The 24,011-nt window shown below is 73.3% G+C and carries 22 protein-coding genes and 2 pseudogenes; 7 read left to right on the top strand and 17 right to left on the bottom strand.

Features of this window, described 5'->3' with window-relative positions:
• The 5 genes and pseudogenes from ABD296_RS22775 to ABD296_RS22755 form a co-directional block, all read right to left on the bottom strand.
• A pseudogene (locus tag ABD296_RS22775) lies at positions 1–335 on the bottom strand (hypothetical protein); the annotation flags it as partial.
• A 100-nt stretch (positions 336–435) separates the two neighbouring features.
• Positions 436–1,278: an LLM class flavin-dependent oxidoreductase gene (locus tag ABD296_RS22770; protein WP_344270422.1), complete on the bottom strand. Its 843-nt coding sequence runs from the start codon at positions 1,276–1,278 to the stop codon at positions 436–438.
• A 96-nt stretch (positions 1,279–1,374) separates the two neighbouring features.
• Positions 1,375–2,175, bottom strand: coding sequence for a carbon-nitrogen hydrolase family protein (locus tag ABD296_RS22765; protein ID WP_344270417.1), 801 nt, complete (start codon positions 2,173–2,175; stop codon positions 1,375–1,377).
• A gap of 21 nt (positions 2,176–2,196) precedes the next feature.
• Positions 2,197–4,704 carry a DEAD/DEAH box helicase gene (locus tag ABD296_RS22760; RefSeq protein WP_344270414.1) on the bottom strand — a complete coding sequence of 836 codons (2,508 nt, stop codon included), beginning with the start codon at positions 4,702–4,704 and terminating at the stop codon, positions 2,197–2,199.
• 108 nt (positions 4,705–4,812) lie between these two features.
• On the bottom strand, positions 4,813–5,409 hold the full coding sequence (locus ABD296_RS22755) for an HD domain-containing protein (protein ID WP_344270411.1): 597 nt from the start codon (positions 5,407–5,409) through the stop codon (positions 4,813–4,815).
• 91 nt (positions 5,410–5,500) lie between these two features.
• On the opposite strand from ABD296_RS22755, the gene ABD296_RS22750 reads away from it, so the two are divergent.
• Positions 5,501–5,689, top strand: a complete 189-nt coding sequence (locus tag ABD296_RS22750; protein WP_344270408.1) for a hypothetical protein — start codon at positions 5,501–5,503, stop codon at positions 5,687–5,689.
• The gene (locus tag ABD296_RS22745) at positions 5,686–6,483 is read left to right on the top strand and encodes an SDR family oxidoreductase (protein WP_344270404.1); all 798 of its coding nucleotides are present in this window, start codon (positions 5,686–5,688) and stop codon (positions 6,481–6,483) included. Before ABD296_RS22750 ends, ABD296_RS22745 begins: the two co-directional genes overlap by 4 nt.
• A 49-nt stretch (positions 6,484–6,532) precedes the next feature.
• On the opposite strand, the gene gndA is transcribed toward ABD296_RS22745, so the two are convergent.
• The gene (gene gndA, locus ABD296_RS22740; protein ID WP_344270402.1) at positions 6,533–7,957 is read right to left on the bottom strand and encodes an NADP-dependent phosphogluconate dehydrogenase; all 1,425 of its coding nucleotides are present in this window, start codon (positions 7,955–7,957) and stop codon (positions 6,533–6,535) included.
• Between the two features lie 154 nt (positions 7,958–8,111).
• On the opposite strand from gndA, the gene ABD296_RS22735 reads away from it, so the two are divergent.
• Both ABD296_RS22735 and ABD296_RS22730 read left to right on the top strand, forming a co-directional pair.
• Entirely contained in the window at positions 8,112–8,861 is a 750-nt protein-coding gene (locus ABD296_RS22735) for an HAD family hydrolase (RefSeq protein ID WP_344270430.1), read from the top strand.
• Complete coding sequence (locus ABD296_RS22730; RefSeq protein ID WP_344270400.1) at positions 8,858–11,245, top strand: glycoside hydrolase family 65 protein; 2,388 nt, start codon at positions 8,858–8,860, stop codon at positions 11,243–11,245. The genes ABD296_RS22735 and ABD296_RS22730 overlap by 4 nt, the downstream gene beginning before the upstream one ends.
• Positions 11,246–11,449: 204 nt before the next feature.
• Here ABD296_RS22730 and soxR read toward each other — a convergent pair.
• The 7 genes and pseudogenes from soxR to ABD296_RS22695 form a co-directional block, all read right to left on the bottom strand.
• Positions 11,450–11,902, bottom strand: a pseudogene (gene soxR, locus ABD296_RS22725) (redox-sensitive transcriptional activator SoxR); the annotation flags it as partial.
• A 77-nt stretch (positions 11,903–11,979) separates the two neighbouring features.
• On the bottom strand, positions 11,980–12,549 hold the full coding sequence (locus tag ABD296_RS22720) for a DUF421 domain-containing protein (RefSeq protein ID WP_344270398.1): 570 nt from the start codon (positions 12,547–12,549) through the stop codon (positions 11,980–11,982).
• Between the two features lie 122 nt (positions 12,550–12,671).
• Complete coding sequence (locus ABD296_RS22715) at positions 12,672–14,489, bottom strand: phosphoenolpyruvate carboxykinase (GTP) (protein WP_344270396.1); 1,818 nt, start codon at positions 14,487–14,489, stop codon at positions 12,672–12,674.
• Between the two features lie 178 nt (positions 14,490–14,667).
• Positions 14,668–15,750, bottom strand: a complete 1,083-nt coding sequence (locus ABD296_RS22710; protein WP_344270394.1) for an ABC transporter ATP-binding protein — start codon at positions 15,748–15,750, stop codon at positions 14,668–14,670.
• Positions 15,747–16,532, bottom strand: a complete 786-nt coding sequence (locus ABD296_RS22705) for an ABC transporter permease (protein ID WP_344270391.1) — start codon at positions 16,530–16,532, stop codon at positions 15,747–15,749. The genes ABD296_RS22710 and ABD296_RS22705 overlap by 4 nt, the downstream gene beginning before the upstream one ends.
• Positions 16,529–17,302, bottom strand: coding sequence for a molybdate ABC transporter substrate-binding protein (gene modA / locus ABD296_RS22700; RefSeq protein WP_344270388.1), 774 nt, complete (start codon positions 17,300–17,302; stop codon positions 16,529–16,531). The genes ABD296_RS22705 and modA overlap by 4 nt, the downstream gene beginning before the upstream one ends.
• A 17-nt stretch (positions 17,303–17,319) precedes the next feature.
• On the bottom strand, positions 17,320–17,727 hold the full coding sequence (locus ABD296_RS22695) for a TOBE domain-containing protein (RefSeq protein ID WP_344270385.1): 408 nt from the start codon (positions 17,725–17,727) through the stop codon (positions 17,320–17,322).
• A 180-nt stretch (positions 17,728–17,907) separates the two neighbouring features.
• Here ABD296_RS22695 and ABD296_RS22690 point away from each other — a divergent pair, with 180 nt between their 5' ends.
• The 3 genes from ABD296_RS22690 (at position 17,908) to ABD296_RS22680 (ending at position 20,125) form a co-directional block, all read left to right on the top strand.
• On the top strand, positions 17,908–18,930 hold the full coding sequence (locus ABD296_RS22690; protein ID WP_344270384.1) for an alpha/beta hydrolase: 1,023 nt from the start codon (positions 17,908–17,910) through the stop codon (positions 18,928–18,930).
• A gap of 47 nt (positions 18,931–18,977) precedes the next feature.
• Entirely contained in the window at positions 18,978–19,406 is a 429-nt protein-coding gene (locus tag ABD296_RS22685) for a PPOX class F420-dependent oxidoreductase (RefSeq protein WP_344270382.1), read from the top strand.
• A 77-nt stretch (positions 19,407–19,483) separates the two neighbouring features.
• Positions 19,484–20,125, top strand: a complete 642-nt coding sequence (locus tag ABD296_RS22680; protein ID WP_344270380.1) for a hypothetical protein — start codon at positions 19,484–19,486, stop codon at positions 20,123–20,125.
• A gap of 57 nt (positions 20,126–20,182) precedes the next feature.
• Here ABD296_RS22680 and ABD296_RS22675 read toward each other — a convergent pair whose 3' ends face one another.
• The 4 genes from ABD296_RS22675 to ABD296_RS22660 form a co-directional block, all read right to left on the bottom strand.
• The gene (locus ABD296_RS22675) at positions 20,183–20,386 is read right to left on the bottom strand and encodes a hypothetical protein (RefSeq protein WP_344270378.1); all 204 of its coding nucleotides are present in this window, start codon (positions 20,384–20,386) and stop codon (positions 20,183–20,185) included.
• A gap of 177 nt (positions 20,387–20,563) precedes the next feature.
• Entirely contained in the window at positions 20,564–21,949 is a 1,386-nt protein-coding gene (der, locus tag ABD296_RS22670; RefSeq protein WP_344270377.1) for a ribosome biogenesis GTPase Der, read from the bottom strand.
• Positions 21,950–21,985: 36 nt separating this feature from the next.
• On the bottom strand, positions 21,986–22,648 hold the full coding sequence (cmk, locus tag ABD296_RS22665; RefSeq protein WP_344270375.1) for a (d)CMP kinase: 663 nt from the start codon (positions 22,646–22,648) through the stop codon (positions 21,986–21,988).
• A gap of 242 nt (positions 22,649–22,890) precedes the next feature.
• Entirely contained in the window at positions 22,891–23,991 is a 1,101-nt protein-coding gene (locus tag ABD296_RS22660) for a prephenate dehydrogenase (RefSeq protein ID WP_407061498.1), read from the bottom strand.
• Positions 23,992–24,011: the final 20 nt, after the last annotated feature.

Here is a 24,011-nt window from a genome sequence, read left to right as displayed (position 1 = left end):
GCGGGATCGCCGGGCGGGACGGCGGACGGGCCGGTGACCGGCGGCGCGGCCGGCGCCCCCGGCAGGGCCGCGCCGCCCGGTGCGGCGGGCACGGCGGCGGAGGGGCTCGCCGCGTCCGGTGTCAAGGTCCTCTCCGGCGCCCGGTGACCGGTGCCGTAACCGACGATGCCGACGATGCCCACCGCCAGGACGACGGCGAGCGCCACGGCCGGGAACGGCGACCGGGACCAGGGACGGCCCCGCAGCGCACGGGGGCCGAGCAGGCGGGTCCGGAGGGGCGGGCGGGGCGTGGCGCGGGTGTATCCGGCCGGGGGGAGATCGCGGGATTCGGGCACGGTCCGATCGTCACGGTCCGCGCTCGCCCGCACACGGAGAATCGCGAAGACCGTTGCCCGCTCGATACAGTCTCCGGCCCCGCCGGGCCTCTCGCCGGGTTCAGCGGCCGGCGAGCAGCTCCACGACGGGGGCGAACTGCTCGGCGAACGCCGACGATACGGACACGTACGACACCCCGAGCTCGTCCCGTCGCCTGGCGAGCACGCCGGCCATCTGCGAGGGCGTGCCGGTCAGCATCGCGATCGAGCCGGCGGACGCCATCGCCGGACCGTCCGCGCCCAGCTGCGGGGCGAGCCACTCGGGTACCTCGTCGCCGACGACATGGACCTGCGTGCACAGCTCCAGATCGTCGAACCGCTCCCCCGCCGCGTCCCGGACGATGTCCACCAGGGGCGCCAGGTCCGCGTCGTTCGCCAGCGGCGGCACGCCGAAGGCGACCGTGCCGGCGCGCCGCGCGGCCAGCTCCAGCATGCGCCGCCGGGACGCGGCGACCAGCACCCGCGGCGGACGGCCCGTCCCGGCGAACAGCCCGGCGGGCGGGTCGGCCACCGCGTCCATGACCGCCTCGACCCGGCGGACGCGCTCGGCGGCCGTCCCGTAGGGCACGCCGAACAGCTCCGCGTCGGCCTCCCCGCCGGGCCGTCCGGCGCCGATCCCCAGCTCGAAGCGGTCGCCGGTCGCGAAGGCCAGCGAGGCCGCCTGCCAGGCGACCATGGGCGCCGGGCGGGTCGCCGCGGAGAGCACGAACGTGCCGACGCGCAGCGAATCCGTCGCCCCCGCCGCGGCGGCGAGGGACGCGACGGGGTCGGCAGTGCCCGTCGTGTCGGGGGTGAGCAGCGTCGCGTAGCCGAGGTCCTCGGCGCGCCGGGCCAGCGCCGCCCATGCGGCGCCGTCGCGCGCCCACCCCGCCATCAGGCCGAACCGGAACCGTCGATCTCCCATGCGCCCGCCCTTCCCGCTCGCGTCCGTCCCTCCCATTTGAGTGAGCACTCACTCATTTGTCAAGCCCCGGCAGGCCCGGTCGGGAAACCGGGCAGGTCAGGTCAGCGGGACGGTGGTGAAGCGGCGCAGCGACAGCGCCGGGTTCTTCTTCCGGACGGCCGCGACGCGCTCGGGTGAGACGTCGGCGGCCGCGGTGCCGGCGGTCTCCCCCAGCGCCGCGACGACGACGCCCATCGGGTCGACGATCATGCTGTTGCCCGCGCCGGTCGGGGCGCACTGGTCGGCGGCCGCCACGTAGATCGTGTTCTCGATCGCGCGGGCCCGCACGAGCGTGCGCCAGTGGTCCTCCTTGAGCGGGCCGGGCACCCACTCCGCGGGCAGCGCGAGCACGTCCGCGCCCGCGTCCACGATCCGCCGCGTCACCTCGGGGAACCGGACGTCGTAGCAGGTCTGCAGGCCGAACCGGACGCCGTCCACGACGAACGTCTCCGGGTCGCCGATCCCGCCGGGCTGGACGACCTCCGACTCCTTGTACCCGAACGCGTCGTACAGGTGCGTCTTGCGGTACGTAGCGGCGACGGCGCCGTCGGGGCCGATCGCGAGGAGGGTGTTGGAGATGCGGTCGGGGTCGTCGAGGCGCTCGTTCACGCCCGCGACGAGGTACAGGCCGTGCCGGCGCGCCAGCTCACCGAGCCCGGACGCGAACGGCCCGTCCAGCGGTTCGGCCGTGTCGATGAACCGCCGGTCCAGCCTCGGCGCGGTGAACATCGCGAACTCCGGGCACACGACCGCCTGCGCGCCGCGCCCGGCCGCCTCGGCGGCGAGCTTGCCTATCGCCGCGAGGTTGGCGTCCTTGTCCTCACCGGGCGCGAACTGCGCGACCGCGACCTGCACCATTTCCTAGCCCTCCTGTCACGCTCACATGCGGTCGACGGCGGTGACCCGGATGACGGCGGCGCCCTCCTGGTCGGAGCCCGCCAGGTCGACCTCGGCGGAGATCCCCCAGTCGTGGTCGCCCGCCGGGTCGTCGAACACCTGCCGGACCCGCCACAGCGCGTCGTCCGGGACCTCCTCGATCTGCAGCAGCTTCGGCCCGCGCGCGTCGGGGCCGGTCGGCAGCTCGTCGTACTCGGCGAAGTAGCCGTCCATCGCCTCCCGCCAGGCGTCGGCGCCGAAGTCGGGGTCCAGCTCGCCCAGCTCGTGGTAGCGCTCCAGCGCCGCCAGCTCCACCCGCCGGAACAGCGCGTTGCGGACCAGCACCCGGAACGCGCGCGCGTTCGCGGTCACCCGCGTGACCCGGTCCTCGATCGGCTCGTCGACGTCCTCGTCGGAGGGGTTCGCGAGCTGCTCCCACTCGTCCAGCAGGCTGGAGTCGACCTGCCGGACCAGCTCCCCCAGCCACTCGATCAGGTCGATCAGGTCGTCGGTCTTGATCGACTCGGGGACGGTCTGCTGCAGCGCCTTGTACGCCCCCGACAGGTACCGCAGGACGAGCCCCTCGGTCCGCGCCAGCTCGTAGAACCCGATGTACTCGGTGAACGTCATCGCCCGCTCGTACATGTCCCGGACGATCGACTTCGGCCGCAGCGGATGGTCGCCGACCCACGGGTGCCCGGCCCGGTAGATCTCGTACGCGGCGTCGAGCTCCTCTTCGAGGGGCTTCGGATGGTCGACGTCCTGGAGCAGCTCCATCCGCTCCTCGTACTCGATCCCCTCCGCCTTCATCTCCTGGACGGCCTCGCCGCGCGCCTTGTTGACCTGCGCGGCGAGGATCTGCCGCGGGTCGTCCAGCGTCGCCTCGATCACCGACAGCACGTCCAGCGCGTACGACGGCGACGACGGGTCCAGCACCTCGAACGTCGCCAGCGCGAACGTCGACAGCGGCTGGTTGAGCGCGAAGTCCTCCTGCAGGTCGACGGTGATCCGCGCGTAACGGCCCAGGTCGTCGGGCTCGGGCAGCACCTCCACGACCCCGCCGGCCAGCAGCGACCGGTAGATCGCGATGGCCCGGGAGATGTGCCGGCGCTGCGCCGACGTCTCCTCGTGGTTGTCGGTCAGCAGCCGCTTCATCGCCCGGAAGGCGTTGCCCGGACGGGCGATCACCGACAGCAGCATCGCGTGCGACACCTGGAACCGGGACCGGAGCATCTCCGGCTCGGCGTCCTGGAGCTTGGCGAAGACCTCCTCGTCCCACCCGACGAACCCCTCCGGCGGCTTCTTGCGCTGCACCTTCCGCCGCTTCTTCGGGTCGTCGCCCGCCTTGGCGAGGGCCTTCTCGTTCTCCACCACGTGCTCGGGCGCCTGCGCGACCACGAACCCGACGGTGTCGAACCCGGCGCGTCCGGCCCGTCCGGCGATCTGGTGGAACTCCCGCGCCCGCAGCCGCCGCACCCGGTGCCCGTCGTACTTGCTCAGCGCGGTGAACACGACCGTGCGGATCGGCACGTTCACGCCGACGCCGAGCGTGTCCGTCCCGCAGATGACCTTCAGCAGCCCGGCCTGCGCGAGCCGCTCCACCAGCCGCCGGTACTTCGGCAGCATCCCCGCGTGGTGCACCCCGATCCCGTGCCGGACGAACCGCGACAGGTTCCGCCCGAACTTCGTGGTGAACCGGAACCCGCCGATCAGCTCGGCGATCCGCGCCTTCTCCGCCTTGGTGCACACGTTGATGCTCATCAGCGACTGCGCCCGCTCGATCGCCGCCGCCTGGGTGAAGTGCACCAGGTAGATCGGCGCCTTCTGCTCGGCCAGCAGCTCCTCGATCGTCTCGTGCAGCGGCGTGACCCGGTAGTCGTAGATCAGCGGGACGGGCCGCTCCGCCGACGTCACCAGCGCGGTCGGCCGGCCCGTCCGGCGCGCCAGGTCCTTCTGGAGGAAGCCGACGTCGCCGAGCGTCGCCGACATCAGCAGGAACTGCGCCTGCGGCAGCTCCAGCAGCGGGATCTGCCACGCCCAGCCGCGCTCCGGCTCGGCGTAGAAGTGGAACTCGTCCATCACGACCACGCCGATGTCGGCGTCGGCGCCGTCCCGCAGCGCGATGTTGGCCAGCACCTCGGCGGTGCAGCACACGATCGGCGCGTCGGCGTTGACGCTGGCGTCGCCGGTCATCATCCCGACGTTCTCGCGGCCGAACATCTCGCACAGGTCGAAGAACTTCTCCGACACCAGCGCCTTGATCGGCGCGGTGTAGAACCCGACCTGCTCCTTGCCGAGCGCCGCGAACAGCGCGCCCGCCGCCACGAGGCTCTTGCCCGACCCGGTGGGCGTCGAAAGGATCACGTTGGCGCCCGAGACCACCTCGATGAGCGCCTCCTCCTGCGCGGGGTACAGCGTGATCCCGCGCCCCGACACCCATCGCCCGAACGCCTCGAACAGCGAATCGGGATCGGCGTCGGTACCGGAAGGAAGCTCATCGATCAGGCTCACCCCTCCATCCTGCCCCGGATCGCCCACTGCCCGCGCCACCTCGGCCGCCCCGGCCGCCGCGAGCCCCGCGCCGCCGCGGCCCGGAGGCGCGCCGGCGCGCACCGGGCGTCACACGAGCGCGTGGCCGTACTCGGCCGCCAGGGGCCTGAGGTCGGGCTCGCCGTACAGATCGCGCATCTCCTTGAAGGCGGCGACCTTGTCCCCGCCGAACCGCCGCACGTGCACCGCGTAGGACGACGCGTCCACGAACGCCGGCGGGTCGGTCTTGCTGTGGAACTTGTCCGCGTACATCACGAGCCGCTCTTCGGCGGTCTCGGCCAGATAGTCGCCGGGCGGCAGGGGCAGGTTCTGCCGCTCGACGTCGTCCCGCGTCAGCCCCATCCCGGTGTGGTGCGAGCAGAACCGGCAGAGCACCTCGGGGAGCCCCTCCGCTTCGAGCACCTCGTGCCCGAGCACCCCGTGCCGGATGTACTGCTTGTGATCGACCTCGCCGGTGACGTCGTACAGCCGGTAGACCCCGACGTCGTGCAGCAGGCAACCGGCCCGCACGAGATCCTTGTCGACGTCCGGCCCGCCGCCGTCCATGAGCCGCTCCGCGATCCGGCACACGATCGCGCAGTGCGTCCAGACCAGCTCGAACGCCTCCCGGCTCGGCGCCAGCCGCTCGTGCAGCGCCCGAATCTCCTCGTCCCCCGGTATCCGCACGCCCCGACCCTACTGCCCGCCCGGGTTAGGGGGCGGTTGTGCGGTTACAACGTGCTGGACGCAACCGCAACGGACACGAGAGGGCGCAGCGATGGAGAAGAAGAAGACCGATCCCGCCGACCGGGGCCCCGGGGCCAGCTCGGGCCACGAGGAGCTGCCGCGCGAGCGGATCGTGCCGGGGAACGGCAGCGCCGCCGAGGGCTACGAGAGCAGGGAGGGGAACGGCACGCGGGACGGCAACCCGATCGCCGGCGTCGAACGCGACGACGGCGAGACGTGAGCGGCTACGACCGGGTCGCCGTCATCACTGGCGCCGACAGCGGGATCGGAAAGGCGACGGCGGTCCTGCTGGCCCGCAAGGGCTTCAACGTCGGCGTCACGTACCGGTCCGACCGGGAGGGCGCCGAGGGGACGGCCCGGGAGATCACCGGGGCCGGGCGGCGGGCCGCCGTCCGGCGGCACGACCTGACCGACCCGGAGAAGGCGGCCGGCGCGGTGGACGAGCTGGCCGACGAGCTCGGCGGGCTGGGCGTGCTGGTGAACAACGCGGGCACGGGCAGCGCGCGGCCCGTCCTCGACATGGACCTCGGCGAGTGGCGCGAGGTGCTGTCGGTCGACCTGGACGGCGCGTTCCTGTGCACCCAGCGGGCGGCGCGGCGGATGATCCACCGCGGCGAGGGCGGGCGGGTCGTGAACGTCACCAGCGTCCACGAGGAGTACCCGCGCGTCGGGTCGGGGCCGTACTGCGCGGCGAAGGGCGGGCTGAAGATGCTCGCGCGCGTCCTGGCGCTGGAGCTGTCGCAGTACGGGATCACGGTGAACACGGTCGCGCCCGGTGAGATCGCGACGCCGATGACCGGGCAGCACGACCAGCCGCCGGAGCCCGACAGCAGGCCCGGCTACCCGCTCGCCAGGCCCGGCCACGCCCGCGAGGTCGCGGAGGCGATCGCGTTCCTGGCGAGCCCCGGCGCGTCCTACGTCACGGGCGCCTCGCTGTTCGTGGACGGGGCGCTCGGCCTGATGGGCCCGCAGGCCGCCGGCGCGCTGGAGTCGGCGGCCTGGCGCGAGGGCTGACCGTCCCGCCCCTCCGGCGCGAGAGGCGGGACGCCCGGTCGTTGCCCCGTCAGGCCGTCACCTCGGTGCGGTCGCCGCCCCAGAGGGTGTGGAAGGAGCCGTCGCGGTCGACGCGGCGGTAGGTGTGGGCGCCGAAGAAGTCGCGCTGGCCCTGGGTGAGCGCGGCCGGCAGGCGGTCGGCGCGCAGCGAGTCGTAGTAGGCGAGCGCGGTGGCGAAGCCGGGCGCGGGGATCCCGAGGCGGGCGGCGGTGGCGACGACCTCCCGCCAGGCGTCCTGGGCGTCGCCGAGGGCCTCGGCGAAGTGGTCGTCGGTGAGCAGCGTCGGCGTGGACGGGTCGGCCTCGTAGGCGGCGCGGATCCGGTCCAGGAAGCGGGCGCGGATGATGCAGCCGCCCCGCCAGATGGTGGCCATCGCGCCGGCGTCGATGTTCCAGCCGTACTCGGCGCTGCCCGCCTGGATCTCGTGGAAGCCCTGCGCGTACGCGACGATCTTGGACGCGTAGAGCGCCTTCTCCACGGCGTCGGCGAAGCCGGGCCCGGCGGCCGCGGCGCGGTCCGGGCCGGGCAGGTTCCGGGACGCCTCGCGCAGGTCCGCGTGGCCGGAGACGGACCGGGCGAACACCGCCTCGGCGATGCCGCCGACCGGGACGCCGAGGTCCAGGGCCGTCTGGACGGTCCAGCGGCCGGTGCCCTTCTGCTCGGCCTGGTCGAGCACGACGTCCACGAACGGCTCGCCGGTGGCGGCGTCGGTGTGCGCGAGCACCTCCGCGGTGATCTCGATCAGGTACGACTCCAGCCGGCCGGTGTTCCAGGTGCGGAACACCTCGGCGATCTCGGCCGGCGAGAGCCCGGCGGCGTGCCGCAGCAGGTCGTAGGACTCGGCGATCAGCTGCATGTCGGAGTACTCGATGCCGTTGTGCACCATCTTGACGAAGTGCCCGGCGCCGTCGGGGCCGACGTGGGTACAGCAGGGCGTCCCGTCGACCTTCGCGGCGATGTCCTCCAGCAGCGGGCCGAGCGCCTCGTAGGACTCGGCGGAGCCGCCCGGCATGATGCTCGGGCCGTGCAGCGCGCCCTCCTCGCCGCCGGAGATGCCCGCCCCGACGAAGTGGATCCCGCGCTCGCGGAGCGCGGCCTCGCGTCGGCGGGTGTCGGCGAAGTGCGCGTTCCCGCCGTCGACGATCATGTCGCCGGGCTCCAGCAGCGGCGCGAACTCGTCGATGACGGCGTCGGTCGGCGCACCGGCCTTCACCATGACCACCAGGCGGCGGGGCCGCTCCAGCGACGCCACGAACTGCTCGGCGGTCTCCGCGGGCAGGAAGGTCCCCTCGCCGCCGAACTCCTCCACCAGCGCCTTCGTGCGGGCGGCGGTGCGGTTGTGCACGGCGACGGGATGACCGTGCCGGGCGAGGTTGCGGGCCAGGTTGCGGCCCATCACCGCGAGCCCCGTGACACCTATACGCGCCATTTGCATTTGCTCTCTCCTGTTCGTGTGCCACCCTGGCCAAGGGGTTGTACGACGATCATGAACCCCACCGTTCGAACGCCGGCCCCGCATGTCCTGTTCCGGCGCGGGAACGGGAACGCACGTTGAGGGCCATGGCGATCGTGTCATCCAGGGGGTGCGGATGCTTGGACTGCCGGACGCGGCGGCGGCATGTCTGTTCGATCTCGACGGGGTGCTTACCCGGACCGCCGCCGTGCACGCGGCGGCCTGGAAGGAGATGTTCGACGGCTACCTGCGCGAACGCGCCCGGGACACCGGTGAGCCGTTCGTCCCCTTCGACCCCGTGAAGGACTACGGGCGCTACGTCGACGGCAAGAAGCGCGAGGACGGGACGCGCTCGTTCCTGGAGTCGCGCGGCATCGCCCTCCCCGAGGGCGATCCGGACGACCCGCCGGGGAACGCCACCGTCCGCGGCCTGGGCAACCGCAAGAACGCCCTGGTCCTCAAGCTGATCGAGGAGAAGGGCGTGGAGACCTTCGACGGGTCGATCGACTTCGTCCGCGCGGCCCGGGAGGCCGGGCTGAAGACCGCGGTGGTGTCCTCTAGCGCCAACACCGTCCAGGTGCTGCGCTCGGTCGGCATCACCGACCTGTTCGACGCCCGGGTCGACGGCGTCGTCGCGGCGGACCGGAACCTGCCCGGCAAGCCCGCGCCCGACATGTTCCTCGCGGGGGCGAAGGAACTGGACGTGCCCGCCGCGCGGGCCGTGGTGTTCGAGGACGCGCTCGCCGGCGTGCAGGCCGGCCGGACCGGCGGGTTCGCCTACGTCGTCGGCGTCAACCGAGTCGACGACGAGCACGCCGAGGCGCTGGCCGAGCACGGCGCCGACGTGGTCGTGAACGACCTGTCCGAGCTGCTGGAGGGCAAGTGACCGACCGGGAAGGGCAGACCAGCGTCGACCGGCCGGCCTTCACGGTGGAGCCGTGGTGCGTGCGCGAGCCGGAGCTGCGGCTGGACCGGCTGGCGCAGAGCGAGTCGGTGTTCGCGCTGTCCAACGGCCATCTCGGCATGCGCGGCAACCTCGACGAGGGCGAGCCGCACGGCATGCCGGGCACCTACCTGAACTCCTTCTACGAGCAGCGGCCGCTGCCGCACGCCGAGGTCGCCTACGGCTACCCCGAGTCCGGGCAGACGGTCATCAACGTCACCAACGGCAAGGTGATCCGGCTGCTGGTGGACGACGAGCCGCTGGACGTGCGGTACGGGCGCGTCCACCACCACGAGCGGGTGCTCGACATGCGGGAGGGCACCCTGACCCGGCATGTGGAGTGGACCTCCCCCGCCGACCAGCGCATCAAGGTGACGTCGGTGCGGATGGTGTCGCTGACGCAGCGGGCCGTGGCGGCGATCTGCTACGAGGTGGAGCCGGTCAACCAGTCCATGCGGGTCGTCGCGCAGTCGGAGCTGGTGGCCAACGAGGCGCTGCCGGACGGCAACAAGGACCCGCGCGCCTCGGCGATCCTGGACCACCCGCTGATCAGCGAGGAGCACGTCGCCAACGGCACCAAGGTGCTGCTGCTGCACCGGACGCGGCAGAGCGGCCTGCGGATGTCGGCGGGCATGTCGCACCACATCGAGGGCCCCGAGTCGATGGCGGTCGAGACCGAGAGCTCCCCCGACGTGGGCCGGCTGACGGTCGCGACGCGGCTGGAGCCGGGGCAGCGGCTGCGGATCATCAAGTACCTGGCGTACGGGTGGTCCAGCCAGCGGTCCCGGCCGGCGCTGCACGACCAGGTGGTCGGGGCGCTGGCGGGCGCGCGGCAGACCGGCTGGGAGGGGCTGCTGGCCGAGCAGCGGCAGTACCTGGACGACTTCTGGTGCGGCGCCGACGTGGAGGTCGACGGGGACGCCGAGATCCAGCAGGCGGTCCGGTTCGGGCTGTTCCACACCCTGCAGGCGGGCGCGCGCGCCGAACGGCGGATGATCCCGGCGAAGGGGCTGACGGGCCCGGGCTACGACGGGCACACGTTCTGGGACACCGAGACGTTCGTGCTCCCGGTGCTGACCTACACCGCGCCCGACTCCGCCGCCGACGCGCTCGCCTGGCGGCACATGACGCTGCCGCTGGCGTGCGAGCGGGCCTACCAGCTCGGCCTGTCCGGCGCCGCGTTCCCGTGGCGGACGATCCGCGGCCACGAATGCTCGGGCTACTGGCCCGCCGGCACCGCGGCGTTCCACATCAACGCCGACATCGCCGACGCCGTCGTCCGGTACGTCGACGCCACCGAGGACGTGCAGTTCGAGCGGGAGATCGGGCTGGAGATCCTGGTGCAGACGGCGCGGCTGTGGCGCAGCCTCGGCCACCACGACGTCGGCGGCGTGTTCCGCATCGACGGCGTCACCGGCCCCGACGAGTACAGCGCGGTCGTGGACAACAACGTCTACACCAACCTGATGGCGCGCCGGAACCTGCTGGAGGCGGCGGAGACGGCGATGCGCCATCCCGACATGTGCGACCGGCTCGGCGTGGACGCCGAGGAGGCCGCGTCGTGGCGGGACGCGGCGGCGGCGATGGTGATCCCCTACGACGAGCGGCTGGGCGTCCATCCGCAGAGCGAGAACTTCACCAACCACGCCCGCTGGGACTTCGCGGCGACCAAGCCGGACCACTACCCGCTGCTGCTGAACTTCCCGTACTTCGACCTGTACCGCAAGCAGGTGGTCAAGCAGGCGGACCTGGCGCTCGCGCTGCACCTGTGCGGCGAGGAGTTCACCGACGAGCAGAAGGCCCGCAACTTCGAGTACTACGAGGGCCTGACGGTGCGGGACTCGTCGCTGTCGGCGCAGACGCAGGCGGTGGTCGCGGCCGAGGTCGGGCATCTGGAGCTGGCGCACGACTACCTCGGCGAGACCGCGCTGATGGACCTGCACGACCTGAACCACAACACGCGCGACGGGCTGCACGTGGCGTCGATGGCGGGCGCGTGGAGCGGCCTCGTCGCCGGGTTCGGCGGGATGCGGGCGGGCGGCGGGCGGCTGCGGTTCGCGCCGCGGCTGCCGGGCGGCATCAGCCGGCTGGCGTTCCGGATGCGGTACCGCGGCAGCCGGGTGCGGGTCGAGGTCACCGCGGAGTCGGCCGCCTACGAGCTGCTGGACGGCCCGGAGATCCGGCTGTGGCACCACGGCGAGGAGTTCGACCTCGGGGACGAGCCGGTCACGCTGCCGATCGAGCAGCTCCCGGCCCGTCCGGCGCCGAGCCAGCCGGTCGGCCGGGAGCCCTCGCCGCGCCGCATCGACCCGCACAGCCGCGACTAGCGGTCCCGGCCTCCAGCCCCGGCGGCCGGGCGTCCGGCGAGTTCAGCGGCCGGCGGGGCAGGGCGGGCCGTCCCAGTCGGCGAGGACCGCCTCGCCCTGCGCCGTCCCGTTCTGCGCCGCGGGCGCGTCGCGGGGCGCGCCGTCGCCGTGGGTCGCGCCGTCCTGCGCCGGGCGGGCATCGGCGTCGCCGCGTGCCGCGTCGCGGTCGACGAGCTGCCGGCGCGGGCCGGGCCCCTCGTCGCCGAGCCGGTCGTAGGGGTTGGCGAGCGCGCACTTGCTGATCGACAGGCAGCCGCAGCCGATGCACTCGGTCAGGTCGTCGCGGAGTTTCTCCAGCTGCCGGATGCGGGCGTCCAGGTCGGTGCGCCACAGGTCCGACAGCCGCGTCCAGTCGGCGACGGTCGGGGTGCGCTCCTCGGGGAGCGTCGCCAGGGCGTCCCTGATGTCGGCGAGCGGGATGCCGACCCGCTGCGAGACCTTGATGAACGAGACGCGGCGGAGCGTGTCGCGGCTGAAGCGGCGCTGGTTGCCGGCGGTGCGGCGGCTGCTGATCAGGCCCTTGGCCTCGTAGAAGTGCAGCGCCGAGACGGCCACGCCGCTGCGCTCGGAGAGCTGCCCGACGGTCAGTTCGTGCTTGCGGTGCTCCAGGCGCGTCATGATCCGCATCCTATGCGACCTCAACCGGACTTGAGGTTACCGGCGCAACCGTCGGCGACCTGCCCCGGACCGCGCGGTCAGCGCTGGGCGGCGAGCCGCTCCAGGTGCCGTTCGATGCGCTCCAGCCGCGCGCGCAGGTCGGCGACGTCGGCGGCCGTCGCGGACTGCTCCTCCTCCCGGAGCCGGACCACGACCGCGCCGCCCGGCTCCAGGGTGACCAGCCGGGTGTCGGCGACGTCGTCGCCGCCCTGCTCCTGGACGGCCTCGTCGACGTCGCCGGGACGCAGCCCGAGCCGCAGCAGCGTCCGCCGCCGGTACGCGCCGTCCTGCGCCAGGACGCTAGCCCGGCCGTGCACCAGCCCGGACAGCCACGGCAGGAACAGCGCCGCGCGCACCAGCGCCGCGTTCAGCGCCAGCAGCACCACGGCGCCGAGCACTCCCCCGGTCAGCGAGTCGTCCGGGCCGATGACCGCGTTCTGCACGACGTTGGACAGCAGCAGCATGACCACGAAGTCGAAGCCGTTGAGCTGGGCCAGCTCGCGTTTCCCGGCCACCCGCAGCAACACGACGACCACCAGGAAGACCGCGACCGACCGGGTCACCTTGTCGGCCACCGGGACGCCCATCCCGAACAGGTCATGCCACATGTTCCGCTCCCGCCTCCTCGAAAGGGCCCGCGCCCGCTCGCCGAAGGATCTCAGGCGAGCGGGCGCGGGCGGGGGAGGTTCGAGCCCGTCCCGGCGCGGCCGGCGGGACGGGCGCCGGAGGGTCAGGCCTCCAGGCGGCGCACCAGGTCGTGGTACTCGTCCCACAGTGCCTTCGGCGTGTGGTCACCGAACTTCTCGAAGAACTCCGGCACGAGGGCGGCCTCCTGCTTCCACACCTCGGTGTCGACCGACAGCAGTGTCTCCAGGTCGGCGTCGTCGAGGTCGAGGCCCTCGGTGTCGAGCGCCTCCCTGGTCGGCAGGTGCCCGATCGGGGACTTGGCGGCGTCGGCCTTGCCGTTCAGCCGCTCGACGATCCACTTCAGCACCCGGCTGTTCTCGCCGAAGCCGGGCCAGATGAACCTGCCGTCGGCGTTCTTGCGGAACCAGTTGACGTAGTAGATGCGCGGCAGCTTCTCGGCGTCGGTGGCCTTGCCGATCTCCAGCCAGTGGCCGAAGTAGTCGCCCATGTTGTAGCCGCAGAACGGCAGCATGGCGAACGGGTCGCGGCGCAGCTCGCCGACGGTGCCCTCGGCGGCGGCGGTCTTCTCCGAGGCGATGTTGGCGCCGAGGAAGACGCCCTGCTGCCAGTCGAAGGACTCGGTGACCAGCGGGACCGCGGACGCGCGGCGGCCGCCGAACAGGATCGCCGAGATCGGCACGCCCTTGGGGTCCTCCCACTCGTCCGCGGCGATCGGGCACTGCCCGGCCGGGGTGGTGAAGCGGGCGTTCGGGTGCGCGGCGGGCGTGTCGGACGCGGGCGTCCAGTCGTTGCCCTTCCAGTCGGTCAGGTGCGCGGGCGGCTCGTCGGTGAGGCCCTCCCACCACACGTCGCCGTCGTCGGTGAGCGCGACGTTGGTGAAGATGCTGTTGCCCCACAGCGTCCTGACCGCGTTGGCGTTGGTGCTCTCGCCGGTGCCGGGCGCGACGCCGAAGAAGCCGGCCTCGGGGTTGATCGCGTAGAGGCGGCCGTCGTCGCCGAACCGCATCCAGGCGATGTCGTCGCCGATGGTCTCGACCTTCCAGCCCGGGATGGTCGGCTCCAGCATGGCGAGGTTGGTCTTGCCGCACGCAGACGGGAACGCGGCGGCGACGTAGCGGGTCTCACCGGCCGGCGGGGTCAGCTTCAGGACGAGCATGTGCTCGGCCATCCAGCCCTCGTCGCGGGCCATCGTCGAGGCGATGCGCAGCGCGTAGCACTTCTTGCCCAGTAGGGCGTTGCCGCCGTAGCCGGACCCGTAGGACCAGATCTCCCGGGTCTCGGGGAAGTGGGTGATGTACTTGGTGGAGTTGCACGGCCACGTGACGTCGGCCTGCCCCGGCTCCAGCGGCGCGCCCACCGAGTGGACGGCCTTGACGTAGGAGCCGCGCTCCTCGATCAGCCGCAGGGCGCCCGTGCCCATCCGCGTCATGATCTTCATCGAGACCGCGACGTAGGCGGAGTCGGTGATCTCGACGCCGAGCTGGGAGATCGTGCCGCCGAGCGGGCCCATGCAGAAGGGCACCACGTACATGGTGCGGCCCTTCATGCAGCCGTCGAAGAGCCCGTTGAGGGTCTGCTTCATCTCGCCGGGCGCGACCCAGTTGTTGGTCGGGCCCGCGTCCTCCTCCTTCTCGGAGCAGATGAACGTCCGGTCCTCGACGCGGGCCACGTCGGTCGGGTCGGACGCGGCGTGGAAGCTGTTGGGCCGTTTGGCCGGGTCGAGGCGCGTCAGCGTGCCCTGCTCGACGAGGAGGCCGGTCAGGCGCTCCCACTCCTCGTCCGAGCCGTCGCACCACTCGACGCGGTCGGGCCCGGTCAGCTCGGCGATCCCGCGTACCCACTCAACTAGTTCGGTGTGGCCGGTAGGGGCCTGGTCGAGGCCGGGGACCTGGTTGGACACGGGCAACTCCTTCAGCTGTTCGCAGGATGTTTGCATGATGAACAAGACCCGACGTTTTTGCCATTTGGTCTGGACCAATCCCGGCGGCTTCCGGGCCTTCCCGCGCCCTTTTGTGATTGATATCACTGGAGCACGGGCGTCACGGGCGCCGCCCGGCCACCTCGCCGCTTGAAGCCGCTCAAGCTGGGTAAACGTGGGTTTCGGTGGCCTTGACGGCCGCCCATATGGTGCTGCCCTCGGACAATTGGAGCTCGGCGACCGAGGCCGGAGTGATGTCCGCAACGGCGTCGAAAGGCGGCCCGGACAACCGGACCCGCACCCGGTCCCCGTGACGCTCGACGGCCGTGACACGGGTGCGCCACAGGTTGCGCGGGCTGCCGTCGGGGCGAGTGCGGTACAGCGCCACCGACGATGGCGCGAAGGCCAGGAAGACCTCACCCTCGGGCGAGTCGACTGTGTCCAGTGCGTACTCGCCTTCGGTGCCGCCGATGACTACGGTGCCCCCTTCGGCCTTCCCCCGGTACAGGTTCAGCCCGACCAGCCGCGCCACGTAGTCGGTCCGGGGCCGGCGGGCGACCTCGGCGGGCGCGCCCTCCTGGACCAGCCGTCCGCCCTCCACCACCACGATCCGGTCCGCCAGGACCATCGCGTCCAGCGGGTCGTGGGTGACGAGCACGGCGGCGCCCGCGAACCCGGCGAGATGGCGGCGCAGCGCGGCCCGGATCTCCAGCTTGGTGTGCGCGTCGAGCGCCGCGAGCGGCTCGTCCAGCAGCAGCAGGCCCGGCTCGACGGCCAGCGCGCGGGCCAGCGCCACCCGCTGCGCCTGCCCGCCCGACAGCGCCCGCGGGCGCGCGGACGCGTGCTCGGCGACGCCCACCCGGTCCAGCCATCCGGCCGCGCGGCGCCGCGCGGCGGGCCGTCCGGCGCCCTGGCAACGCGGCCCGAACGCGACGTTCTCCAGCACGCTGAGGTGCGGGAACAGCAGGTAGTCCTGGAAGACCATGCCGACGCCGCGCCGGTCGGGAGGCAGCGGGCGCAGGTCCGTCCCGTCCAGCCGGATGTGGCCGCCGGCCATCGCGACGAGTCCGGCGAGGGCGCGCAGCGCGGTGCTCTTGCCCGCGCCGTTCGGCCCGAGCAGCGCGACGACCTCGCCGGGCGCGGCGGTCAGCGCCAAGTCAAGATCGAACGCGGCGCGCCGCACGACGAGCCGCGCGTCCAGGCCCTGCACGTCCGTGCCCGGTTCGCGTCTCCCCCGGCTCATGTCTCCACCCAGCGGTCGCGGAGCGCCGCCAGCACGGCCACCGACACCGCCAGCAGCACCAGGCTCAGCACGATCGCGGCCTGCGGGTCGTTCTGCAACGCGAGGTAGACCGCGAGCGGCATCGTCTGGGTCCGGCCGGGGAAGTTTCCCGCGAAGGTGATCGTCGCACCGAACTCGCCGAGGGCCCGCGCCCAGCACAGCACCGCGCCGGCCGCGACGCCGGGCGCCACCAGCGGCAGCGTGACGCGGCGGAAGATCGTCCAGCGGCCGGCGCCGAGGGTGGCGGCGGCCTCCTCGTAGCGCAGGTCGGCGGCGCGCAGCGCGCCCTCCACACTGATCACCAGGAACGGCATCGCGACGAACGTCTCGGCGAGCACCACCCCGGCGGCGGTGAACGGCAGCGTGATCCCGAACGCGGAGTCCAGCCACGCGCCGACCAGCCCGCGGCGGCCGAGCGCCAGCAGCAGCGCCACGCCGCCGACGACCGGCGGCAGCACCAGCGGCACGGTGACCAGCGCCCGGACGAGCCGCAGGCCGGGGAAGGACGCCCGCGCCAGCACCCAGGCCAGCGGCACGCCGAGCAGCAGGCACACGCCGGTGCTGATCGTGGCGGTCACCAGCGACAGCCGCAGCGCCTCGAGCACCTGGCCCTGGCCGAGCCGGGTGCCGAGGGTGGACCACGGGGCGCGGGCGAGCAGCCCGGCCAGCGGCAGCACGAGGAACGCCAGCCCGGCCAGCGCGGGCAGCAGCAGGAACCAGGGCGGCCGGCCGGAATGGCTCACGGCGCCTCGAAGCCCGCCGCGGTGAGCGCGGCCCGGCCCTGCGCCCCGAGGACGAGTTGGATGAACTGCTCGGCGAGCGCGTCCTGCGGCGCCTTCTTCACCTCGACGATCGGGTAGTCGTTGACCGCCTTGGCCGACTCGGGGAACTCGATGGCCTTCACCTTGGCGCCGGCGGCCCTGGCGTCGGTGCGGTAGACGAGCCCCGCGTCGGCCTCGTCGAGGCTGACCTTGGTGAGCACGGCCTTGACGTCGCTCTCCTCGGACGCGGGCTTCACCTTGACGTTCGCCGCCGCGAGCGCCTTCTTCGCCGCCGCCCCGCACGGGACCGCCGGCGCGCACAGCACGACCTTGAGCCCAGAGCGCGCCAGGTCCGGCAGCTTGGCGACCTTGCCGGGGTCCTTCGGCGGGACGGCGATGACGAGCCGGTTGCGGGTGAACACCTGCGGGGTGCCGTCGGCGTCCCCGGCGTCGGTGACGGTCTTCATCGTGGCCGGGCTGGCGGAGGCGAACACGTCCGCGGGGGCGCCTTGCGTGATGCCCTGCGCGAGGCCGTCGCTGCCCCCGAAGTTGAACCGGACCTTCACGCCCGGGTGCGCGGCCTCGAAGGTCTTGCCGAGCGCGGTGAACGTCTCGGTGAGCGAGGCCGCCGCGAACACGGTCAGGGTCTTGGAGCCGCCGCCCGAGGACGTGTCGTCGCCGGTGTCGCCGCAGCCGGCCGCCGCCAGGGCCAGGGACGCCGCGAGCACGGCCGCCGATGTGCGCTTGAACATGTCTCTCCTCAAGGGGGTCACCCCGGCTCGGACACCTCGACGACGACGTTGGTGGACTTCACCACGGCCTCGGCGACCACGCCGACGCGCAGGCCGAGCTCGTCGGCCGCCTCCCGGCTCATCAGCGACACCACCCGGAACGGCCCCGCCTGGATCTCCACCTGGGCCATCACGCCGTCCCGGACGACGTCGGTGACGATCCCGCGCAGCCGGTTGCGCGCCGAGGAGAACCGCTCGGCGTGCTCGGGGGCCGCGCCGCCGCGCGCCTGGTCGCGCACGAAGGCGGCCAGCTCGGCGCCCGGCACCCGCCGGTGCCCGTGCTCGTCGCGCTCGGCCGGCAGGCGCCCGCCGTCCACCCAGCGCCGGACGGTGTCGGCGCTGACACCGAGCAGCGCGGCCGCCTCACTGATCCTGAACGTCGTCACGAGGGATGATCGTAGCCCTCGCAGATTCGACCCGCATCTGTGCATATGGCCAGAGTTTGCGAGCTGCGAAGGCCGATATCTCTGGCAGTTGCCACAGTCTCAGCTCTTCCGGCCCCGGCTTAGCGCCGACGGCGCCCGGATGTCACCATCTACTTACGCCCCCGTCGCGAGGAGGACCCGGTGCCGCAGCCACGCCCGACGACCCTGGTCATCGAACGCCATGGGACCGCGAGCCTGCGGTCCCGAGCCGTCTCCGCGGGAATCCGCCGGCTCCTGCGCCCCCGGCTGGCCAAGGCCGCCGCGCTCCCCTTCGACGACCGGGCGCTGCGGCGCGCCGCGGCCCTCGACAGGCTCGCCGGGCGCGCCCCGACGCCGCGGAGCATCCGCATCGAGAAGGTCCGCTTCGACGGGTTCGGCGCGGAATGGGTGCGCGGGCCCGGCGCGTCCGCGTCCCGCGACAAGGTGATCCTCTACCTGCACGGCGGCGGCTGGGTCTGCTGCGGCCTCAACACCCACCGCCGGATGATCGCCTCGTTCAGCTCCGCCGCGCGGGTCCCCGCGCTGTCGGTCGACTACCGGATGATCCCCGCCGTCCCGTTCGAGCGGGAGGTCGAGGACTGCCTCGCCGCCTACCGGTGGCTGCTGGACGAGCGCGGCACCGACCCCGCGAACATCGTGATCATGGGCGACTCGGCGGGCGGGCACCTCACCTTCGCCACCGCGCTGCGCGCCCGCGACGAGGGCCTGCCGATGCCGGCCGCGCTGGCCGCCCTGTCGCCCATGCTCGACATGGACCTGGAGGGCAAGCTCGCCCACGCCAACATGGGCCTCGACCCGGCCGACCCGGGCGTGCTGCTGGAGAACCTGGTGGAGGCCTTCCTCGGCCACCTCGACCTCAAGGACCCGGCGGTCTCGCCCGTCCGCGCCGACCTGGCCGGGCTGCCGCCCGTCCTGCTGACGGCCGGGTCCACCGAGCTGCTGTACTGCGACTCCGAGATGATGGCGCGGCGGCTCGCCGAGGCCGGCGTGCCCACGACGCTGCAGGTGTGGGACCGGCAGATCCACGTCTTCCAGATGTTCGGCCCGTACCTGCCCGAGTCCCGCGCGGCGATCGCCTCCCTCGGCACCTTCGTCCGCGACGCGGTCGCCGGGAGGCTCGCCGACCCGGGCCGCGACACGCCGGTTGACCTGAATCGCGGTTGAGGTCCTAGCGTCGGTCCCGAACGCACCAGTGCAGCGATGGGAGACCGATGATGACCGACCCGTTCACCCCGGCCGAGCGCGCCTACCTGTCCGGGCAGGGGCTCGGCCGGCTGTCCACGATCGGCCCGGACGGCGGGCCGCAGACGCGGCCGGTCGGGTTCCGGCTGAACGACGACGGGACGATCGACATCGGCGGCCCCGCCAACGCCGCCAGCCGCAAATACCGCAACGTCCTCGAGAGCCCGCAGGTGGCGTTCCTCGTCGACGACCTGGCCCCCGCCGACGACCCGGACGCGGTGCGGCCCGGGTGGGGGCGCGGTGTGGAGATCCGCGGGACGGCCGAGCCGGTCAAGGGCCGGATGCACATCGGCGAGGGGTTCTTCAGCGACGACCTGATCCGGGTCCGCCCGGCGCGCGTGATCAGCTGGCACATCGACGCCGCGCACCCCGAGCAGCAGGCCCGCACCGTGGCCTGAAACGGCGGTGTGGGCGCGTGCGCCGGGGGTAAAGGGGGACAAAACAGAATCACATAGCCCGGTCAGGAGGAATGATCATGACTGGGACCATGCGCGTACCGCGCAGCCGCGGCGGGATCAGCGGGATCCTGCTGGTGCTGCTGGGCTTGTGGGGCGGCCTGCTCCCCTTCGCCGGCCCTTACTTCGATTTCGGGTTCGCCCCCGACGACACCTGGGTCTACAACACCGACCGGCTGGAGCTCAGCATCGCGCCCGCGGCGGCCACGGTGCTGGGCGGGCTGATCGTGCTGTTCAGCGCGCACCGCGCGTTCGCGATCTTCGGCGCGTGGCTGGGCGTCCTCGGCGGCGCCTGGTTCGTGGTGGGCGGGCCGCTCGCCACGCTGTGGGACATGTCCGGCGTCGGCGCGCCGCTCGGCACCGGGAACGGCCGGCACCTCGCCGAGCAGCTGTCCGGGTTCGCCGGGCTCGGCGTCGTCATCGTGTTCTTCGCCGCGCTCGCCCTCGGCCGGTTCGCCGTGGTGGGGGTCCGCGAGGCGGCCCCGCCGGACGAGCCGGGGCACGAGGAATCCGGCACCACGCAGCCGCTGGTGTTCGGCCGGTACTCGCGCGAAGGCGCGGAGCCCGGCCGGCCTGGGCAGCCCGGTTCACCGCAGCCGCCGCAGCCGCGCCCTCCGGGCGACCAGCGGGTGGCCGGAGAGCAGGGCGGGCTCGAGCGGTAAACCCCCGGCCCTGCAGGACGGACCGAGGCAGGACCATCAGGGCCGTCCGGGACGGCGTCAGCGGTTCTTGTGGCGCATGTTCCGGACGGACTTGGTGGTCTCGTAGCTGCCCTTCTCGTCGTCCAGCTTCACGTCGTCGCGGTCGGTGAACATCGCGACGAACGCGATCACCAGGCCGACGCCGCCGATCCACGGCTCGCGCCAGACGAAGCTGGCCGCCACGCAGGCGACCGCCACGGAGATGAGCAGCAAGAGCTTCACGTCGCACCCCTCGACCCGCGCCCTGGTGTCCGGGAGAACCGTCCACCCAGACTAGAACACCCATTCGTTGCAGGATCAACGAGTAATGGAAGACTTACCCGGGTCCCGTAGGAGCATCCTGGCATGCCGCGGCCCGCCGGGGAAAGATCCCGGCGGGCCGCTGACCGGATTTTCCGGCTATTTGCGGGCCTTGCCGCGCTTCTCGCGGATCTTCATCGCGATGTCCAGCGGCGTCCCCTCGAACCCGAACTCCTCGCGCAGCCGGCGCTCGATGAACCGCCGGTACCCCTCCTCGAGGAACCCCGAGGTGAACAGCACGAACCGGGGCGGCCGCACCCCCGCCTGCGTCGCGAACAGCACGCGCGGCTGCTTGCCGCCGCGCACCGGGTGCGGGTGGGAGTTCACCAGGTCGGCGAAGAACTGGTTCAGCTTCGACGTCGGGACGCGGGTGCCCCAGCCGTCCAGGGCCGTGTCGATCGCCGGGACGAACCGGTCCATGTGCCGGCCCGTCTTGGCGGAGATGTTCACCCGCGGCGCCCACCGCGCGTTGTGCAGCTGCCGGTCGATCTCGCGCTCCAGGTAGTGGCGGCGCTCCTCGTCCAGCAGGTCCCACTTGTTGTAGGCGATGACCAGCGCCCGGCCCGAGTCGATCACCATCGAGACGATCCGCAGGTCCTGCTCGGCGAGCGGCTCGTCCGCGTCCACCAGCACCACCGCGACCTCGGCGCGCTCCAGCGCCGACTGGGTGCGCAGCGTCGCGTAGAAGTCGGCGCCCTGGTTCTCCCGGTGCCGCCGCCGGATCCCCGCCGTGTCGATGAACCGGAACGTCCGGTCGCCCAGCTCGATCAGCTCGTCGACCGGGTCGCGGGTCGTGCCGGCCACCGCGTCCACCACGGCCCGGGTCTCCCCCGCCAGCTTGTTCAGCAGGCTGGACTTGCCGACGTTCGGGCGGCCCAGCAGCGCGATCCGGCGCGGCCCGCCCTCCGCGCCGAACGTCTCGCGCGGCGCCTCCTCCGGCAGGGCCTCCAGCACCGCGTCCAGCAGGTCGCCGCTGCCGCGGCCGTGCAGCGCCGACACCGGATGCGGCTCGCCGATGCCCAGCGACCACAGCATCGCCGCGTCCGCCTCGGCGCCCTGGTCGTCGACCTTGTTCGCCACCAGCACCACCGGCTTGCCGGACCGGCGCAGGATCTCCACCACGGCCTCGTCCACGTCCGTGGCGCCCACCGTCGCGTCCACCACGAACATCACCACGTCGGCCAGCTCCACCGCCAGCCGGGCCTGCTCGGCGATCGCCGCCGCCAGCCCGGCCGCGTCCGGCAGCCAGCCGCCGGTGTCGACCACGGTGAACCGCCGCCCGCTCCAGGTCGCGTCGTAGGCGACCCGGTCCCGGGTCACCCCCGGCACGTCCTCCACGACCGCCTCACGGCGCCCCAGGATGCGGTTGACCAGCGTCGACTTGCCGACGTTGGGCCGGCCGACCACCGCGACCACCGGCGCGGGCGGCGCGTCGGCGGCCACGTCCTCGGCGACGTCCACGGTCTCGATCTCGTATTCGCTCACAGTCCATATCCCCACAGGGGCCGCCAGGCCGCCCGCTCACTCATGCTCTTTGGCGAGGCGGACGACCGCCTCGATGACCTCGGCGAGGCCCAGCTCCGTCGAGTCGATCTCCTGCGCGTCGGCCGCCTTCGCCAGCGGCGACGCCTTCCGGGTGGAGTCCAGCCGGTCGCGGCGCGCCTGCTCCGCCTGCGTGACGGTCACCGACGCTCCAGGGTCGGCCGCCAGGTCCTTCGCGCGGCGGGCCGCCCGCACCTCCTCGCTGGCGGTGAGGTACACCTTGACCGGCGCCTCCGGGGCGACGACCGTGCCGATGTCGCGTCCCTCCACCACGATGCCCCCGGCCGCCATGATCTCACGCTGCAGCTCCACCAGCCGCTTCCGGACGGCGGGGACGGCGCTGACCGCGCTGACCGCGTTGGTCACCTCGCGGGTGCGGATCGGCTCGGAGACGTCCTGCCCGTCCACCGTGATCGTGGGCGCGTCCGGGTCGGTGCCCGACTCGATCACCGGGTCGCCGACGCGGGCCGCGACCGCCCCCGCGTCCTCCACCGGGACGCCGTTGCGCAGCATCCACCACGTCATCGCGCGGTACATCGCGCCGGTGTCGAGGTAGCGCAGGCCGAGCGCGCGGGCGACGCCCTTGGACGCGCTGGACTTGCCCGATCCGGAGGGGCCGTCCATGGCGATGACGAGCGGCACGATCGCTCCCTTTCGTCGGCATCGAAGCGCCCGCCGGCAGGGGCGGGCGGCGGGCGGGGCGGGCGGCGGAACGCGAGCGACTCCCTCGCGGGGCCCAGCGCTCCAGGCTACCGGCCCGCGCCCACCACCGCGGCCCATCAATGCGCGCTGTCCCCCACCGCGTCACACCGCGGTTGAGCGGGCCCGCCGGAGCCCGCCGCGCTGCGGCTCGGCCCGAGGGCGCACGGCCGGAGGGCGGGCCGTCAGCGGCCCGGGACCGACCAGCCGCGGGCGCGCAGCTCGGCGGCGAGCGTGTCGGCCGCCTCCGGCACCACCGCCAGCTCCAGCACGCCCAGCGGGCGGCCCGGCGAATGCTCGATCGTCACGTCCTCGATGTTGACCCCCGCGATCCCCGCCGCCTGGAAGATCATCGCGAGCTCGCCCGGCCGGTCCGGGATCACCACCTGCACCGTCGCGTACGCCGACGGGTCGCCGCCGTGCTTGCCCGGGATCCGCGACCGGCCCGCGTTCCCGCGCAGCAGCAGGTCCGCGACGTGCGCCGCGGCGCCCTCACTGCCGTCGCGCAGCAGCGACGCCGCCACCGCGAGATCGGTCGCGACCCCTTCCAGCACGTCCGCGACCGGCTCGGCGTTCGCCGACAGGATCCCGATCCACAGCCGCGGGTCGCTGGCCGCGATCCGGGTGACGTCCCGGACGCCCTGCCCAGCGAGGCCCAGCGCCACGTCGTCGGCGCCGGTCAGCGGCGCCCCGCCCGCCGCCGACACCACGTGCGGGCCGTGCGACACCAGCGCCACCGCCCGGTCGTGCTCGGCGGCGTCGACCTGCACCGGCATCGCGCCGCACGCCTTCGCCAGCGCGGTCACCGCCGCCACCGCCTCCGGCACCGCCTCCGGGGTCGCGCACAGCGCCCACGGGCGGCCGAGGAACAGGTCGGGACGCGCCGCGCCCGGCCCGGACCGCTCGCTGCCGGCGAGGGGATGCCCCGCCACGAACGCCGACAGGTCGCAGCCCAGCTCCGCCGCCTGCGCCAGCGGCAGCGCCTTCACGCTCGCCACGTCGGTGTACGCCCTGGCCAGGCCACGCTTCTGCGCGTCCAGCAGCGTCACCGCGACGGCGGCGGGCGGCACCGCCAGCACCGCCAGGTCAGCGGGCTCCGCCGACGCGCCGTCCGGCAGCGCCCGGCCCGCGCCCAGCTCGACGGCCAGCTCCAGGGCGGCCGCGTCCCGGTCCGTCAGCAGCACCTCGGCGCCCCGCTCGCGCATCGCCAGCGCGATCGACGTGCCGATCAGGCCCGTCCCGACCACGACGATGCGGCCCACCACGTCCTCGTTCACGCCCGTCACCCTACTGCGCCCCGTCCGCC

The sequence above is a fragment of the Actinomadura napierensis genome (genome assembly GCF_039529375.1).
GTDB lineage: Bacteria > Actinomycetota > Actinomycetes > Streptosporangiales > Streptosporangiaceae > Spirillospora > Spirillospora napierensis.
This window is presented reverse-complemented; position numbering and strand designations above follow the sequence as displayed.

Excerpts from the sequence above, each read along its gene's own strand:
- ABD296_RS22685 (WP_344270382.1), top strand. The coding sequence starts at position 18,978 with ATGATGACCGACCCGTTCACCCCGGCCGAGCGCGCCTACCTGTCCGGG.
- modA (WP_344270388.1), bottom strand. The coding sequence starts at position 17,302 with ATGTTCAAGCGCACATCGGCGGCCGTGCTCGCGGCGTCCCTGGCCCTG.
- ABD296_RS22765 (WP_344270417.1), bottom strand. The coding sequence starts at position 2,175 with ATGGTGCAGGTCGCGGTCGCGCAGTTCGCGCCCGGTGAGGACAAGGAC.
- ABD296_RS22750 (WP_344270408.1), top strand. The coding sequence starts at position 5,501 with ATGGAGAAGAAGAAGACCGATCCCGCCGACCGGGGCCCCGGGGCCAGC.
- ABD296_RS22680 (WP_344270380.1), top strand. The coding sequence starts at position 19,484 with ATGACTGGGACCATGCGCGTACCGCGCAGCCGCGGCGGGATCAGCGGG.
- ABD296_RS22735 (WP_344270430.1), top strand. The coding sequence starts at position 8,112 with ATGCTTGGACTGCCGGACGCGGCGGCGGCATGTCTGTTCGATCTCGAC.
- ABD296_RS22720 (WP_344270398.1), bottom strand. The coding sequence starts at position 12,549 with ATGTGGCATGACCTGTTCGGGATGGGCGTCCCGGTGGCCGACAAGGTG.
- gndA (WP_344270402.1), bottom strand. The coding sequence starts at position 7,957 with ATGCAAATGGCGCGTATAGGTGTCACGGGGCTCGCGGTGATGGGCCGC.
- ABD296_RS22770 (WP_344270422.1), bottom strand. The coding sequence starts at position 1,278 with ATGGGAGATCGACGGTTCCGGTTCGGCCTGATGGCGGGGTGGGCGCGC.
- ABD296_RS22710 (WP_344270394.1), bottom strand. The coding sequence starts at position 15,750 with ATGAGCCGGGGGAGACGCGAACCGGGCACGGACGTGCAGGGCCTGGAC.